The following is a 15655-nucleotide window of genomic DNA, read 5'->3' on the forward strand; positions in this document are numbered from 1 at the left end:
TACAAATTTTAAATAGTTACTTTCCGACGACGCTTTTCACGATCAATATCAGCGTCGCGACAAAAATAATGGCACCAAGCAGCCCGGCAATGATCACATGCACGGGGTTGAGCTGCTGAGCATCCTTCTCATAATCGCTTTTCTTCCTGATACCGAAAAACGACCAGAACACCGCCTTCATCGTCTTGCCGAAAGATGCATTGCGCTGCTTTGTCTTTTCCAAGTCATCCATCGGGCTACCCACCGCTTCAGATTGCTTTCTTTCCGGACCCGCCCACTTCAAAGAAGGTGTAGGACAAGGTAATCGTCTTGACATCCTTCGGCAGCGCCGGATCGATATAAAACACCACCGGCATCTGCTTTGCCTGATTCGGCGCAAGCGTCTGCTGCTGGAAGCAGAAACATTCCACCTTCTTGAAGTGGGCTGCCGCCTGCTGCGGTGCGTAACTCGGAATCGCCTGTGCGTCGATGCTGCGCGCCTGCGTGTTCACGACTTCATACACAACCTGCGCCATTTCGCCGGGATGTACCTGCATGCTCGCAATCGTCGGACGGAAGCGCCATGGACCTTGCGCATTTGCATCGAACTCGACCGTAATGGTTCGGGTCTTGTCGATTTGCGTATTTCCCTGCGCTGATGCGTCTTTTTGTGTAACGACGTTGACGCCGGTAATCTCGCAAATCTTCTTGTAAAGCGGAACAAGCGCGTAGCCGAAGCCGAACATCAGGATGGCAATAACCACAAGCTTGCCAAGCATTTGCGAATTCAGCTTGCCGGTCCGGCCCGTGGCCGCTTGTTCTCGCGGGTCCATTTCAACTCAGCCAGATACGCTTGATGAACACGCCGACAAAAAACATCAGGGCGATCGACGCCAGAATCAACGCGGTCCTAACGTTATTCGGTTTTCTTGGATCAGACATACAACCTTTAAAGGCGGGCATACGCCCGCCATTGTTTATTTCACAGTCGGCGGCACTTCAAAGGTATGGAACGGTGCCGGGCTCGGCACGGTCCACTCCAGCCCTTCTGCGCCATCCCACGGCTTGTCGGCTGCTTTTTGGCCACCCTTGATCGACGGCAGCACTACCGCAAACAGGAAGTACACCTGCATCAGGCCGAAACCGAAGGCGCCAATCGACGCAATCATGTTGAAATCCGTGAACTGTGCCGGATAGTCGGCGTAGCGACGCGGCATACCGGCCAATCCCAGGAAGTGCATTGGGAAGAAGGTGATATTGAAGGTAATGATCGAACCCCAGAAGTGGAACTTGCCACGGCCTTCGTTGTACATGTGGCCGGTCCATTTCGGACCCCAGTAGTAAAAGCCGGCAAACAGCGCGAACAGGGAGCCCGCCACCAGCACGTAGTGGAAGTGCGCCACGACGTAATAAGTGTCCTGCATCTGGATATCGATCGGTGCAACGGCCAGGATCAGGCCGGAGAAGCCGCCGATCGTGAACACGAAGATGAAGCCGACCGCGAACAGCATCGGGGTTTCAAACGTCATCGCACCTTTCCACATGGTAGCGATCCAGTTGAACACCTTCACGCCGGTCGGCACGGAAATCAGCATCGTTGCATACATGAAGAACAACTGACCGGTCACCGGCATGCCGGTGGTAAACATATGGTGCGCCCAGACGATGAACGACAGGATCGCGATCGATGCGGTTGCATACACCATCGAGGCGTAGCCGAACAATTGCTTGCGCGCGAAGGCCGGAATGATCTGCGAAATGATGCCGAACGCAGGCAGAATCATGATGTACACCTCGGGGTGGCCGAAGAACCAGAAAATATGCTGGTACATCACCGGGTCGCCGCCACCGGCAGCATTGAAGAACGAGGTGCCGAAATGGCGATCAGTCAGTGTCATCGTGATCGCGCCAGCCAGCACCGGCATGACAGCGATCAACAGGTAGGCGGTTATCAGCCAGGTCCAGCAGAACATCGGCATCTTCATCAGCGTCATGCCGGGCGCGCGCATGTTGAGGATGGTGGTGATGATGTTGATCGAGCCCATGATCGACGAAGCGCCCATGATGTGCACCGCGAAGATCGCCATGTCCATGCCGACGCCCATTTGCGTCGACAGCGGCGCATACAAGGTCCAGCCTGCAGCCGTGGCACCGCCCGGCACCAGGAAGGAAGTCGCCAGCAGAATGGCGGCAGGCGGCAGCAGCCAGAATGAGAAGTTGTTCATGCGTGCAAACGCCATGTCGGATGCGCCGATCTGCAGCGGGATCATCCAGTTTGCGAAGCCGACGAAGGCGGGCATGATGGCGCCGAACACCATGATCAGGCCGTGCATGGTGGTAAGCTGGTTGAAGAATTCCGGCTTCACCAATTGCAGGCCGGGCTGGAACAGCTCGGCACGAATCATCAATGCCAGTACGCCACCGGACAGCAGCATGATGAAAGAGAACCACAGGTAAAGCGTACCGATGTCCTTGTGGTTGGTTGCGAACAACCAGCGCTGCCAGCCGTGTGGATGGTCGTGCGCGTGGTCGTGAGAGTGATCGTGTGCGTGATCAACTACAGTGGTGCTCATGTCAATCTCCTAATTCAATTACTTGCGCGCAGCCAGCACTTCAGCCGGTTGAACAATGTTTTCCTGAGCCTTGTTGGACCAATTATTCCGCGTGAAGGTCACGACGGCGGCGATGTCGGTATCCGACAGCACGCCTTTCCATGGCGGCATTGCACCCTTGCCATTCATGACGCGATCAATTTGTACAGCCTTCGGCCCATTCACAACTGCCGAGCCGTCAAGCGCGGGGAAGGAGCCGGGAACACCCTTGCCGTTCGGCTGGTGACAAGCAACACAATTGGCGGCATATACCTTCTCGCCCCGCTCCTTTAGCTCCGCGACGGTCCAGGTCTTGTTCGGATCGTCGGCCTTGGCCGCCATTTCCTTTTTCTTGCCATCGACCCACTTCTTGTAGTCTTCGTCGCTGAGAACATTGACCACGATCGGCATGAATGCATGTTCCTTGCCGCACAATTCGGCGCACTGACCGCGATAGACGCCAGTCTTTTCGGCGCGGAACCAGGTGTCGCGCACGAAACCCGGAATTGCATCCTGCTTGACGCCGAATGCAGGGATCATCCATGCATGGATCACGTCATTGGCGGTCAGCACCAGTCGAACTTTCTTGTTGACCGGCACAACAACCGGATTGTCGACTTCGATCAGATAGTTGTCGTTTTTTACCTTGGTCGGATCGACGACTTGTTCGCGCGGCGTGGAAAGTGCAGACAGGAAGGAAATGCCTTCGCCCTCACCCTTCAGGTAGTCATAACCCCATTTCCATTGCATGCCGGTCACTTTGATCGTGAGGTCGGCGTTGGAAGTGTCTTTCATCGCAACGACCGTCTTGGTCGCGGGCAAGGCCATGCCGATGACGATCAGGAACGGTACGACAGTCCATGCAATTTCGACGGCAGTGCTTTCGTGGAAGGTCGCAGGCCGGTGCCCGACGGAGCGGCGGTGCTTGATGATGGAGTAGAACATCACGCCAAACACGGCGACAAAGATCACCAGGCAGATGATCAGCATCAGGTTGTGCAGGGAGTAGATTTCCTCGGCAATCCGGGTCACCGGCGGCTGGAAGGTCATTTCGCGGACAGCAGGGCCGCCGGGACTGTCTACCACCGCCCATGACGGCATGCCGGCCGCCAGAAGCGATACACCGAGCATCAAGGATTGAAGGCGCTGCGCAAGTTTCATAGTTTCCTCAAAAGCCTAAAATTGGAATTCTGTTCAATTCGTCGACGCCAGCGCTCTGCACCTCCGCGCAAGTTCGCGTCTTTTTCATTCTGATCGGGCTCGAGGGTGATCAACTCAAGAGCCGCTGCACGCGATCCGCCACCTGCCCGGTAAGGAACGGGGGCGAGCCGCCTGACTTTTTCTTGCGTGCATCGATATACCGTTGCCCGTCGCTGCACGATGCCCGCGGCGAAATCCAAGTGCACCAATGCTTCCCCCTCTTGAAACAGGACAGGAAACCGGCGACCAGCAAGGAGATCGTGCGTCACAGCAATACGCGTCAACACTTTCTGGCGCGACTATGAACAATGACGCCGTACAAATCATTCCTGCTTGACGAAAATCAGTACCTATTCGTCATGCAAAAAAGAGTAGCGCCCGTTGTAAGCTGGGGAAGTATATGCCGGAACAGACATGCTTATCAAGCACAGAAATTTCTGAGCGACAATGATCCAGATCATTTTTTTCGCAAATCGAAGCGAATAATTGCTTCGCCGCTCGCGGTTTTTGTCGGAGCGGGCCGAAATGCGTGGCCGTAAATGATTTCGAAGGTAAGCGGAAGCTTGTTGTCGGCGCGTCGGTTTTTCTGCAGCGCTGCGGTGACCGCAGACCATGCCTGGCGTCCCAAGAGGCCGCGTTTTCGGGTAATGAGAGGATTGCCGCCCCAGGCGCGCACGTCTGATATGAGCCTGTCGACGGAATCATAGGTGACGGTAATGGTTTCCATGTCCATCACCGGTGTTGAAAATCCGACATCGACCAGCATGTCGCCGAAATCATGCATGTCGACAAACGTGAGCGCATGCCCATCCTGGTCGACGGATGCAAAAGCGGTTCGCAGTTCCTTGAAGGTATCCGGACCAAAGCAGGAGAACATCAGCAAGCCGTCGACGCGCAATACCCGCCGCCATTCGGCAAAGACGCGATCCGGGTGGGGATGCCAGTGCAGCGCGAGGTTGGACCAAAGCAGGTCGATCGCGTTGTTTTGGAAAGGCAATTGCGCAAAATCGCCACAGATCAAACCGCCCGACACGTCCAGACCGGAGGCGATCTTGCCCGGAAGCCATTTGCTCAGCAAACGGTTCATGGATGATCTGGCGGCACGCTGGCGGTCGCGCGCGAGCCCCAGTAGCGACTGCGAAGCGTCGACCCCGAGGACCTGTGCTTCAGCATACTGCTCCTGAAGCATCGGCATGTCACTCCCGTCGCCGCAACCGAGATCGGCCACACGCTCGGGCTTGATTTTGATGAGCGTCAGCCGCTCATGCATACGCCGGGCTATTTCGCGACGCAGGAATTCGGACTCGGCAATGCGGGCCGGCGCGGCGAACAATTTGCGCACACGTTGAATATCGATCGGGCTGCTTGAACTGCTGTCTTTGGAATCGGAAATGGAAGACACGAGAAAATCCAGCCATGTCAATGAGATAATGGATGCAGTGTACACGCTTGAAGAGTTGCTTGCTCCATGTTCCAAGGTTTGCTTAGCCGGTCACGACAGTGGTGGGATCGCCTGCCTGCCGCGCTGCCCTGTTCCTGCACATTATGCGGAAGCGACAGCACTGCGGCGTTATGCGACGCATGCCGTGCCCGGTTCTTCGGCCAGCGCAAGCACCGCTGCACACGTTGCGCGATGCCGCTGGAAGACAAGTCATCCAAAGAGTGCGGCGACTGCCTGAAGCATGCGCCGGCGTTCGATGCGACAATCGTCGCATCCGATTATGCGCCACCGGCGGACCAGCTTGTGCTGGCGTTGAAGTTCGGAAATCGACTGGAGCTTGCCGGTTTATTCGCCGGAATGCTGCATGATGCGCTGATGAACGCCCCGTCTTTGGAGGTGCCGCAGCGACTGATTGCGACGCCACTTGGACCGCAGCGGCTGGTGGAACGGGGCTTTAATCAGGCCCTGGAGATTGCCAAACCCTTGTCGCGCAAGGCCGGACTTGTACTGGATACAAAACTTGTACTGCGCCAGCGGGAAACGCAGGCGCAAGCCTTGCTGCATCCCGACGAGCGCCGGAAAAACATCCGGGGCGCCTTCGGCATCCGGCCTGAGGCGATCGATCGCTTGCGCGGGCTGCATGTCGGCATAGTCGATGACGTCATCACCACCGGCGAGACGCTGAACGAACTGGCGGCGACATTGAAGCGTTTTGGTGCGGCGCGCGTGACGAATCTCGTGTTCGCCCGCACCGTGCAAAAATAACAAGGAGAAGCTCTTGTTTCATGTAGTACTGGTTGAGCCTGAAATTCCGCCGAACACGGGAAATGTGATTCGTCTGTGCGCCAACACCGGCGCGCAACTGCACCTGATCGAACCGCTCGGCTTTCCGCTGGATGACGCGAAAATGCGACGCGCGGGACTGGATTACCATGAATATGCGAAGATGAAAGTTCATCACGACTGGGATGCATACATGGCCAGTGAAGCACCCGATCCGCAGCGCATGTTCGCGTTGACCACGCGCGGGTCAACGCCATTTGCATCGGTTGCGTTTCATCCGGGCGACGTGTTTGTGTTCGGCTCGGAGACCAAGGGCCTGGTGCCGGCGCTGCGCGAGTCGTTTCCGGCTTCCCAGAGAATCCGGCTGCCGATGCGGCCGAATAATCGCAGTCTGAATCTGTCGAATACCGTGGCCGTTGTTGTTTATGAAGCTTGGCGGCAGAATGGTTTTGTCGGCGGCAGTTAATCGTCTCAACAACTTGTCAAGGGAACACCATGCAATTGCGCCACCTACTCCCCATTTCCATCGCCGTGCTGGCTTGCAGTTTCGCCAACGCCCAGGAATACAAGCTCAAGGACCTGCGCATCGAAGATGTCTATGCGCGGGCAACCATGCCGAATCAGCCGTCCGCCGGGGCTTACCTCACCATTGAAAACCAGGGCAAGGAAGCGGACAAGCTGATTGCGGTCAGTTCGACAGTTGCGAAATCGACGCAAATCCACAACATGGCGATGGAAAACAACGTGATGAAGATGCGCGAGGTGCCGCATATCGAGCTGAAGCCTACGGAAAAACTGGTGATGAAGCCTGGTGGGGGCTATCACGTCATGCTGATCGGCTTGCACCAGCCGCTGAAGGCCGGCGACAAGTTTCCGTTGACCTTGACCTTCGAAAAGGCGGGAAAGACCGAGGTATCGGTACTGGTGAAGGACGTCACCGCGCCCGCCGGCGGCCACAACATGCCGCACGGTCATTGAGGTTCAGGTCACGCTTTCACGCTTTCACAAGACGCACCGTCGAGCGAATCTCGCCGGTGTGCAATCCCTTCAAATTATGAATCTGCGGATGCGCCCAGGAAGCGAGTGGCGTCGCATCCGTGGATGACAGCAGGCCCAACTGCCGCAGCACGGATGTCGCGGCCGGATACAAGGCGCGAGCATTGCCGTCCGCAACCTTGATCGCAATTCCCAGACCGGCGGAGCGGACGCCGATTGCCTGCACCCCTTCCGCACCACCTTTCGCAACCCAATCGCCCGGCGCGCTCTGCATGAAGGCGAGATCGGCCCGGCCCTTGCCCGACACCAGCTCGGGATGCGCGGTCATTGCGGCAAACAGGTCGTCAAACTGCTGGCTGAATTCCGGATCTTTGCCTCCCTGCGCGAGACGCGCATAGGCCAGTGCTAGGCGTGACAGCGGCATCGCGTAGTTGGGTGCGGAGCATCCGTCGATGCCCATCGTGAGATCGGCCTGCGGCATGTCGGCCGCTTGCGCAACACACGCGCGTATCGAGGTTTGCAGTGGATGGGACGGGTCAAGGTAAGTGTCGAGCGGCTGACTGTGCTGAACGCAATAGGCGAGAAAACCCGCATGCTTGCCGCTGCAATTGTTGTGCAGCTGGCTGAAGGTTTGATCCGCCGTGGGTTGTCTGTTTTCGATGCTGTAGTGGATGGGCACATGGCAGCCGCAGCGCAAGTGGTGCTCATCGCAGCCGGCCCTCGACAGCATCGTCGATACGGTATCGATGTGCATCGGCTCGCCAGAATGACTGGCGCACATCAGCGCGATCTCGCGGCTGCTGAAGCCGAACCTGGCAGGACCGCCGGCGCGCAGGAATGGCAAGGCCTGGAACGGTTTGAGCGTGGAGCGGGTAAAGGTCGGAAAATGCGGGTCGCCGGCGTAATACAGCAGCTTGCCGCTCAGGTCGACAACCGCGACGGCGCCAGTGTGGATGGACTCAGGCTGCGCGCCGCGCGTGACTTCCGCCAACGGAGCGAAGTTCATCGCTTTACCCCTTTCGGACCTTCGACAACAGATTAGTGGTCGAGCGGTCGTGCTTGAAATCGATCGCTACGGCGCGCCCGCCGTATGCAGTAACGGCACGCCCTTCCGGTATGGCGGTCATGTCGTAGTCGCCGCCTTTCACGTAGATGTCGGGCTGTGCTTCCTGCACGACTTCCAGCGCAGTGTCTTCATCGAACGGCACCACCATGCTGACAGCTTCCAGCGCCGCGAGAATCGCCATCCGGTCGTCGCAGGTGTTGATCGGGCGGTCATCCCCCTTGCCGAGCCGCTTCACCGATGCATCGGTATTGACTGCGACCACAAGCGAAGCGCCAAGTTCGCGTGCCTGCGCGAGATAGGTGACGTGGCCCCGATGCAGGATGTCGAATACGCCATTGGTCAGCACCACGGGTTTTGGAAGCCGGGCGATGCGTTCCTTGAGATCGGCGCGGGGACAGATTTTCTTTTCGAAATTGGACATGATGAAAGTAAAAGGGCCGCCAGCGTTTGCTGGCGGCCCTAAGCTTACATGAGTCGGAAGGAGATTGGCGATCAGGCTGCCGGCTTCAGAGAACTCTGGCCGAGGCGCGCGGTGACTTCCTTGCGATAGCGATTGAGGTCCTGCACCGATTCAAAGGTGCGCTCCATCAGCAGCGACATGTTGTGCAGGATGCGGTCGACCACTTTCTTTTCCCAGTCGCCGTCGAACTTGATCTGGCCGTCGAGCCAGCGCTCCAGCCAGTTCGGATCCGGAAGACGGCTTTGCACGGTATCATTCGGAAACAATGCCTGGTTGACATGCAAGTTGGTCGGATGCAGCGGCTTTTCGGTGCGGCGCGCCGATGCCATCAGGACACCGATCTTGGTGAAGGCGGCACGTGCACTGTCGCCGACCTCGTTGAGCGCTTTTTTCATGTAGCGCAGGTAAGCGCCGCCGTGGCGTGCCTCATCCTGGCTGATAATCTTGTAGATGGCTTTGATGACCGGCTCGGTATGCCAGTCGGATGCGCAGCGGTACCAATGGTTGAGGCGGATTTCGCCGCAGAAGTGAAGCATCAGGGTTTCCAGCGGCGGCGCGGGATCGAATTCGAAGCGCACGTTGTGCAGTTCCGCTTCGGTCGGCACCAGTTCGGGGCGGAAGCGACGCAGGTATTCCATCAGGACCAGCGAATGCTTTTGCTCTTCGAAAAACCAGACGGACATGAAGGCGGAAAAATCGCTGTCGCCGCGGTTGTCACGCAAGAACATCTCGGTGGCAGGTAATGCGGACCACTCGGTAATGGCATTCATCCGTATTGTCTGCGCCTGCTCGTCTGTGAGCTTTGATCCGTCAAACTGGTCCCAGGGAATGTCTTTTTCCATGTTCCAACGGACCTGTTCGAGCGATTTGAATAGTTCTGGGTACAGCATTACGCACCTTCAAAATTGAGTTAAGTGTTTGATTCTACCAAGAAAAGCGTTTGATCCGGAATCTCGGCTCCGGATTCAGGTTTGTATGTAGTGCACCGATGCAACAAAATTTGTTCAACAAGCGCGGATTTCTATGACCACCTCTCTCGAACAAACACCCCACATCCCCCGTACAGTTTGGGTGTTGGGCTTTGTCAGCCTGTTGATGGATATTTCGTCAGAAATCATCCATAGTCTGCTGCCGGTATTTATGACCGTGGTTTTGGGTACAAGTGCGACCACGGTTGGTGTGATCGAAGGCATCGCGGAAGCGACGGCATTGATCACAAAGGTGTTTTCCGGCGTCATCAGCGATTATGTCGGCAAGCGTAAATGGCTCGCGGTAATCGGCTATGGCCTGGGCGGCGCGACCAAACCCTTGTTCGCTCTGGCAACCGGCGCCGGCTGGGTATTGAGCGCGCGCTTTCTGGATCGCATCGGCAAAGGCATACGCGGCGCGCCTCGCGATGCCTTGATCGCCGATGTGACGCCCCAGGAAGTGCGCGGAGCCGCATTCGGCTTGCGCCAGTCGCTCGATACAGTGGGTGCTTTCGTCGGGCCACTGCTGGCAATGGGTTTGATGCTGTTATGGGCCAACGATTTTCGTGCCGTTTTCTGGGTGGCGGTCATTCCCGGCATGTTGGCCGTGCTGCTGCTCGCATTCGGGGTACGCGAGCCTGCAAGAGCACGGCCGCCGGGAAAGGTCGCCTTTCCTGTATCGCGGGCAGCCTTGAAATTGCTGCCGAACACGTACTGGTGGGTGGTAGCCGCGGGCGCGGCACTGACGCTTGCGCGCTTCTCGGAAGCATTCCTGGTATTGCGCGCGCAACAAGGCGGCCTGGCATTGGCGCTGGTGCCGCTGGTGCTGGTATTGATGAATGTCGTGTACGCCGTTGGCGCGTATCCCTTGGGAATACTGGCGGACAAGATGAGCCACCATACCTTGCTGACAGTGGGAATCGTGCCACTGATCGTTGCCGATATGCTGCTCGCCTATGACGGCGGCCTGGCGTGGATCGGGGCGGGCCTGGTGTTCTGGGGACTGCATATGGCGGCAACGCAAGGCCTGCTCGCGGCGATGATCGCTGACACCGCGCCGCCCGAACTGCGGGGTACGGCATATGGCTTGTTCAATCTTGGCAGCGGGGTGGCGATGCTGCTGGCGAGCGTATTGGCGGGATTGCTGTGGGACGGGCTGGGGCCGGCTGCGACCTTCGAGGCCGGCGGCGTGTTCGCGACCGCTGCGCTGGTGCTGTTGCTGTTGCTGCTGCGTTGGCCGAAGCAGGATGCCGTCAGTTGAAGTATTCTTCACCGACAAAATAACCACGGTCCAAGCGCCACCGCGTGGCAAGCCCATGAATCCACCCGCCCCTGCGCAATCCTCCTTCACGCCGGTCAAGAACGAACGCCTGTTCCTGCTGGCGCTCGCCGGCATTCAGTTCACGCACATTCTCGATTTCATGATCATGATGCCGCTCGGGCCGCAATTGATCCGGGTACTGCATCTGAGCACGCAGGAATTCGGATTGTTGCTGTCGTCGTACACCTTCACGGCCGCGGCCTCCGGCCTGCTGGCGGCAACCTACGTGGATCGCTTTGACCGTCGCAAGCTGATGCTCACGCTATATGTCTTGTTCATGTTGGCGACCCTCTCTTGCGGATTGGCCCCCAATTACGCCGCCCTGCTCGTGGCGCGCGCGCTGGCAGGTGCTTTCGGCGGCATCATGAGCGGCATGACGCAGACCATGGTGGCGGACGTGGTGCCGTTCGAGCGGCGCGGGCAGGCGATGGGAACGATCATGGCGGCGTTCTCGCTCTCGACGGTGGCCGGCGTGCCGCTCGGCCTGTTTTTAGCGGAACATATTCCCGCGCTGGGCTGGCGCGCTCCCTTCTTCTTTATCGTGGTGCTGTGCGCGATGTTCCTTTTCATCGCATATCGCCTGCTGCCGCCGCTGACGGCACATCTGGAGCGCGAGCGGGAAGGCAACGTGTTCCAGCAGATTTACGCGGTTGCGAAGAATCCCGAGCACCTGAAGGCTTATCTGTTCGTCTCGCTCCTGATGATGACGGGCTTCACCGTGATTCCGTATATCGCGCTGTACTACACCGCGAATGTCGGCATGACGGAGAGTTTCATTACGGTCATTTATCTGGTCGGCGGCGCGGCCACCTTTTTCACGTCGCGTCTGATCGGGCGAATGGCTGACCGACATGGCAAGCTGCGTACCTTCCATTGGGTGGCGGCCGCCGCCTTTGTCCCCTTGCTGGTGACGACGCATCTTGTACCGGTGCCGTGGTGGGTGGTGCTGACGAACTCGACCGTGTTCTTCATTCTGGTGCCGGGTCGCGTCGTGCCGGGCATGGCAATGGTGACCGCAGTCGCCGCGCCGCAAGTGCGCGGCACTTTCATGAGCCTCGGATCATCAGTGCAGATGCTTTCTTCCGGGCTGGCCTCGCTCGTGGCCGGGTTGATCATCAGCCGCAATGCGCAAGGCCAGGTCGAGCATTACAACATTGTCGGCTACATTGCGGTGGTGTGCGGCATCGCGAGCCTGTGGGTGGCAAGCCATCTGAAAGTGGCGCCTGCATCGGCGCCGCCGCAACGATAAATCGACTTGCGAACGCCGGCTTACCTTGATGTCTTGCGCTTGCGTGCCGTACCGGTCGTGGTCGAAGGGCTTGTTGCGCCGGCGGTTTTTGCTTTCGGTTTCGCTTTCGCCTTTTCGGTGGTTGCGGCGACAGGAGCGGGTACTTCGGCCGTCATTGCATTACCTACTGCTTGTTTGAACTGATCCTGCAACATGTTCCACCAGGCAGCTGCATTGACCAGCGGTGCGGTCAGTGCGGCGGCATCGTTTTCATCCTTGCTGGTCGGCTCCGGAGCGCCATGCAGTTTTTCCGTTCCATGTTCAGCGCCACCGCCGTTGCTGCCATTGGTCTGGGGTTGCGCGGCGGCCGGTTGCGCATGCGGCTGCGTGGCGGAAGCCATGCTCGCGGTGAAGCTGTCACCCATCGATTTCAGCGTCGACAGCGTGGCCGCCTGGACTTCCAGCGCCTGTATCGTGTTGCGCAGCATGCTCATGTTGAGATTCAGCCAGGATTCAACCGCCTTCAGGTCGGTGATCTTCTTCTGGATTTCTTCGACGGACAAGCTTGGCATGACCATGCCCGGGATATTCATGCCCGGCATGCCCGGAATGTTCATGTTGGCCATGTTCATGCCCGGGACGCCCATGCTGCCCCACAGGTTCTTGACGAAATCAATCGTGTCCGTCATCGCTCCCATTCCCGGGATGTTGGGCATTGTCGGCTTCACCATGATTTCTCTCCAAGTCTCGAAATATCGCTGAGAGTAGCAGATTAGGTGGAGTGGTCAAAATGATATAGGTTCCGTCTTGCGCTCCCACAAAAATGCGCCCGCTCGAGACTGTATTGTTGAAGCTGCCGCGCAAGGCCGATGCATTGCCCTGAAGCAACTATTTCATCCCTCTGCAATCGGCCGCCAGAGGTTGTTACACTAGCAGAATGGCTTTCATTCGTTCCCCCATGACAGAACCGCAATCCGCCGACGTCCGATCCAGGCGCTGGGTTGTCATTCTGCTTGCATCGCTGCTGCTGCATCTGTTGGCGTTCAATTGGGCAAATGGCCACATCGGCATGCCGTCCTGGCGCGACGAGACTCAAACCGTGATCACGACGGCGCTGCTGACCGAGCCGAAGAAGATCATTGCCCCGCCGTCACCGGGGATCGTCAAACCGAAACCGAAGCCGAAGCGCCGTCACCGCACCGCACCGCCACCGGTCCAGGATGCGCAGTCCGTGCCGGCGCCGGTCGTATCCGAGCCGGCGGACATTCAGCCAGACGCGGCAAGCGAAACCGTGGCGGCCGACACGCCGCAGACGCCGCCTCCCGAGGCGAGTGCCGAACCGGCTCCGCCCGCAAACGAAACGCAGGCAGCCGCGCCCTACAAGGTCGACCCGCCGCCGTCCGCCGAACTGACCTATGACGTGTTCGCGCTGCGTGACGAGCAGAAGTGGTATGGCAGCGGCGCATTCCGCTGGGAGTCGACAGGCGGAAACTATCGCGTGACGGGCGAAGCCAGCATCTCGCTCATTTTCAAGATCACGGTGCTGAACTTCACCAGCGAAGGTACGATCAACGATACCGGCATCGCGCCAGTGCTGTACAGCGAGAAGCCGTGGCGCAAGTCCTTGACCAGCACCCATTTCCAGCATGAACAGCGCAAGATCAGTTTTTCCGCATCCGAGGCCGTCTACCCATACAAGGGCGGCGAACAGGACCGCGCCAGCGTCATATGGCAACTGGCCAGCATCGGGCGCGGCGATCCCGGCCAGTTCCAGCCCGGCGCGGAGATGGACGTGGTAGTCGCGGGCGCGCGCGACGCGGATACCTGGCGCATCCAGGTGATCGGCGAAGAGGAAATCGAGACGCCTTACGGCAAGCTCGCCGCCTGGCACGTCGTGCGCGCGCCGCGTCCGGAATCGCACGACCAGAAAATCGATATCTGGCTGGCATCGCACCGGGAATGGTATCCGGTCAAGGTACGCTACACCTATGCCAGCGGCGACTTCCTTGACATGGCCTTGTCATCCCTCACGCCCCTGGCACACTGAAACCGATTTTTACCTGAAAGATTCATGAAGCTTCCTCTCTTGCACAAGGCCCTGGCCACGATTCTCGCTCTTGGCATTTCCGTTCCGCTACTGGCGGCCGGCCATGCGGTCAAATACCACGTCAACATCCCTCCATCCGTGGACTTGAGCTACAAGATCATGTCGCGGCAAAAAGGCTTTCCGGTGGAAGGCGAGGCGGTCGTCAAATGGGAGGCTGCGGACAAGAAATTTTCTGTTGCGAATGAGGCGCGCGCCATGCTGGTCGGGAAAATTCTCGATGCGCGCAGCGAAGGCGTCATCGACGACTACGGCCTGGCGCCGACCAGCTTTACGGAGAAACGCTTTCGCAAGGGCGCGACCACCACCTCGTTCGACCGCAGCGCCGGCGTGATTCGCTTTTCCGGTTCCGAGGAGACTTACCCGCTCAGTGGCGGCGAGCAGGACCGCAGCAGCGCGGTCTGGCAACTGATCGCCATCGCGCGCGCCGCGCACGGAAAATTCAAGCCGGGATCGGAGTGGACCTTTTCCGTGGCAGGAAGGAGCGAGGCGCATGCATGGACCTTCAAGGTCTTGAAGCAGGAAAAGATCGAGACCGCGCTCGGCACGCTCAACACGCTGCACGTGACGCGCGTGCAGGAGCCCGATTCCGGCGACCAGCAACTGGACATCTGGCTGGCGCCGCAGCAGGAATGGTATCCGGCGCGCATTCGCTATACCGAAAGCGATGGCGACTACATCGAACAGACGCTGGAGAACGTCAGCAAGAAGTCCTCCTGACACAACGGATTCCCACCCTCGCGCGCGCAGGCTACAATCCCTTGTCTCCCGGCATGGATGTGCCGCAACCTTGATATCCGGTATTCACATGACTTTTTCCAACGGTGCACTGGTGCTGTTCAGCGGCGGCCAGGACTCCACCACCTGCCTGGCATGGGCGCTGGCCCGCTATGGGCGCGTGGAAACCATCGGCTTCGACTACGGCCAGCGGCACGCGATCGAGCTGACCGTCCGCCCTACCCTGCTGCAAAAGATGCGCGCCCTCGCGCCGGACTGGAATGCCAGGCTGGGCGAAGATCACATGATCGACCTGTCCCTGCTGTCGACCATTTCCGATACGGCGCTCACGCGTGACGTGGAAATAGCGATGCAGGACAACGGATTGCCGAATACCTTCGTGCCTGGACGTAACCTGCTGTTCATGACGGTCGCGGCCACCGTGGCCTACCGGCGCGGCCTGGATGTGCTGGTCGGCGGCATGTGCGAAACCGATTTCTCCGGCTATCCGGATTGCCGCGACGATACGATGAAAGCCTTGCAGGTTGCGCTCAACCTCGGCATGGCGACCCGCCTCAAGGTCGAGACACCGCTGATGTGGATCGACAAGGCGTCCACCTGGCGTCTCGCGCAGGATCTGGGCGGACAGGCGCTGGTCGACCTGATCCGCAGTGACACGCATACCTGCTACCTTGGCGAGCGCGGCGCGCTGCATGACTGGGGTTATGGCTGCGGCAGCTGCCCGGCGTGCGAGTTGCGCGCACGCGGTTATCGTCAATTCGTCGGGAACTAGGGGAAACA

General features: G+C 58.7%; 18 protein-coding genes. 8 read left to right on the forward strand and 10 right to left on the reverse strand.

The features are described 5' to 3' along the window. Positions 1-16: 16 nt before the first annotated feature. From E6W33_RS00990 to E6W33_RS01010, 6 genes are all read right to left on the reverse strand, one after another. Positions 17-232, reverse strand: coding sequence for a DUF2970 domain-containing protein (locus tag E6W33_RS00990; RefSeq protein WP_136414338.1), 216 nt, complete (start codon positions 230-232; stop codon positions 17-19). Between the two features lie 16 nt (positions 233-248). Next, positions 249-812, reverse strand: a complete 564-nt coding sequence (locus E6W33_RS00995; RefSeq protein ID WP_136413327.1) for a cytochrome c oxidase assembly protein — start codon at positions 810-812, stop codon at positions 249-251. A gap of 1 nt (position 813) precedes the next feature. Beyond that, the gene (locus tag E6W33_RS27235; RefSeq protein WP_348983142.1) at positions 814-942 is read right to left on the reverse strand and encodes a cytochrome oxidase small assembly protein; all 129 of its coding nucleotides are present in this window, start codon (positions 940-942) and stop codon (positions 814-816) included. A gap of 14 nt (positions 943-956) precedes the next feature. After that, entirely contained in the window at positions 957-2552 is a 1596-nt protein-coding gene (gene ctaD, locus E6W33_RS01000) for a cytochrome c oxidase subunit I (protein WP_136413329.1), read from the reverse strand. Positions 2553-2570: 18 nt separating this feature from the next. Then, on the reverse strand, positions 2571-3731 hold the full coding sequence (coxB, locus tag E6W33_RS01005; protein ID WP_136413331.1) for a cytochrome c oxidase subunit II: 1161 nt from the start codon (positions 3729-3731) through the stop codon (positions 2571-2573). Positions 3732-4227: 496 nt separating this feature from the next. Beyond that, positions 4228-5172 (reverse strand): methyltransferase domain-containing protein, encoded by a 945-nt coding sequence (locus tag E6W33_RS01010; RefSeq protein WP_247869478.1) that lies wholly within the window; start codon positions 5170-5172, stop codon positions 4228-4230. 66 nt (positions 5173-5238) lie between these two features. On the opposite strand from E6W33_RS01010, the gene E6W33_RS01015 reads away from it, so the two are divergent. From E6W33_RS01015 to E6W33_RS01025, 3 genes are read left to right on the forward strand one after another with little or no spacing between them, the layout of a single operon-like run. Beyond that, positions 5239-5976, forward strand: a complete 738-nt coding sequence (locus E6W33_RS01015; protein WP_136413333.1) for a ComF family protein — start codon at positions 5239-5241, stop codon at positions 5974-5976. Between the two features lie 13 nt (positions 5977-5989). Further along, a complete protein-coding gene (gene trmL / locus E6W33_RS01020) occupies positions 5990-6460 on the forward strand; it encodes a tRNA (uridine(34)/cytosine(34)/5-carboxymethylaminomethyluridine(34)-2'-O)-methyltransferase TrmL (protein ID WP_136413335.1) in 471 nt (156 codons plus the stop codon). A 29-nt stretch (positions 6461-6489) separates the two neighbouring features. Continuing rightward, entirely contained in the window at positions 6490-6972 is a 483-nt protein-coding gene (locus E6W33_RS01025; RefSeq protein ID WP_136413337.1) for a copper chaperone PCu(A)C, read from the forward strand. Positions 6973-6988: 16 nt separating this feature from the next. Here E6W33_RS01025 and E6W33_RS01030 read toward each other — a convergent pair whose 3' ends face one another. From E6W33_RS01030 to E6W33_RS01040, 3 genes are all read right to left on the reverse strand, one after another. Further along, positions 6989-7996, reverse strand: a complete 1008-nt coding sequence (locus E6W33_RS01030) for an asparaginase (protein WP_136413340.1) — start codon at positions 7994-7996, stop codon at positions 6989-6991. Between the two features lie 4 nt (positions 7997-8000). Then, entirely contained in the window at positions 8001-8477 is a 477-nt protein-coding gene (gene rfaE2 / locus E6W33_RS01035; protein WP_136413342.1) for a D-glycero-beta-D-manno-heptose 1-phosphate adenylyltransferase, read from the reverse strand. 71 nt (positions 8478-8548) lie between these two features. After that, a complete protein-coding gene (locus E6W33_RS01040; protein WP_136413344.1) occupies positions 8549-9406 on the reverse strand; it encodes a ferritin-like domain-containing protein in 858 nt (285 codons plus the stop codon). A 133-nt stretch (positions 9407-9539) separates the two neighbouring features. Between E6W33_RS01040 and E6W33_RS01045 the strand changes: the two genes are divergently transcribed. Further along, positions 9540-10745, forward strand: a complete 1206-nt coding sequence (locus E6W33_RS01045; RefSeq protein WP_136413347.1) for an MFS transporter — start codon at positions 9540-9542, stop codon at positions 10743-10745. Positions 10746-10800: 55 nt separating this feature from the next. Beyond that, positions 10801-12054, forward strand: a complete 1254-nt coding sequence (locus E6W33_RS01050; protein ID WP_136413349.1) for an MFS transporter — start codon at positions 10801-10803, stop codon at positions 12052-12054. Positions 12055-12074: 20 nt separating this feature from the next. Here E6W33_RS01050 and E6W33_RS01055 read toward each other — a convergent pair whose 3' ends face one another. Beyond that, the gene (locus E6W33_RS01055) at positions 12075-12764 is read right to left on the reverse strand and encodes a PhaM family polyhydroxyalkanoate granule multifunctional regulatory protein (protein WP_136413351.1); all 690 of its coding nucleotides are present in this window, start codon (positions 12762-12764) and stop codon (positions 12075-12077) included. Between the two features lie 227 nt (positions 12765-12991). On the opposite strand from E6W33_RS01055, the gene E6W33_RS01060 reads away from it, so the two are divergent. The 3 genes from E6W33_RS01060 (at position 12992) to queC (ending at position 15647) form a co-directional block, all read left to right on the forward strand. Beyond that, positions 12992-14080 carry a DUF3108 domain-containing protein gene (locus tag E6W33_RS01060; RefSeq protein ID WP_136413353.1) on the forward strand — a complete coding sequence of 363 codons (1089 nt, stop codon included), beginning with the start codon at positions 12992-12994 and terminating at the stop codon, positions 14078-14080. A 24-nt stretch (positions 14081-14104) separates the two neighbouring features. Beyond that, positions 14105-14857, forward strand: a complete 753-nt coding sequence (locus E6W33_RS01065; protein ID WP_136413357.1) for a DUF3108 domain-containing protein — start codon at positions 14105-14107, stop codon at positions 14855-14857. A gap of 88 nt (positions 14858-14945) precedes the next feature. Then, entirely contained in the window at positions 14946-15647 is a 702-nt protein-coding gene (gene queC, locus E6W33_RS01070) for a 7-cyano-7-deazaguanine synthase QueC (protein WP_136413359.1), read from the forward strand. Positions 15648-15655: the final 8 nt, after the last annotated feature.

The sequence above is a fragment of the Herbaspirillum sp. ST 5-3 genome (assembly GCF_004804275.1).
Taxonomy (GTDB): Bacteria; Pseudomonadota; Gammaproteobacteria; order Burkholderiales; family Burkholderiaceae_D; genus Noviherbaspirillum.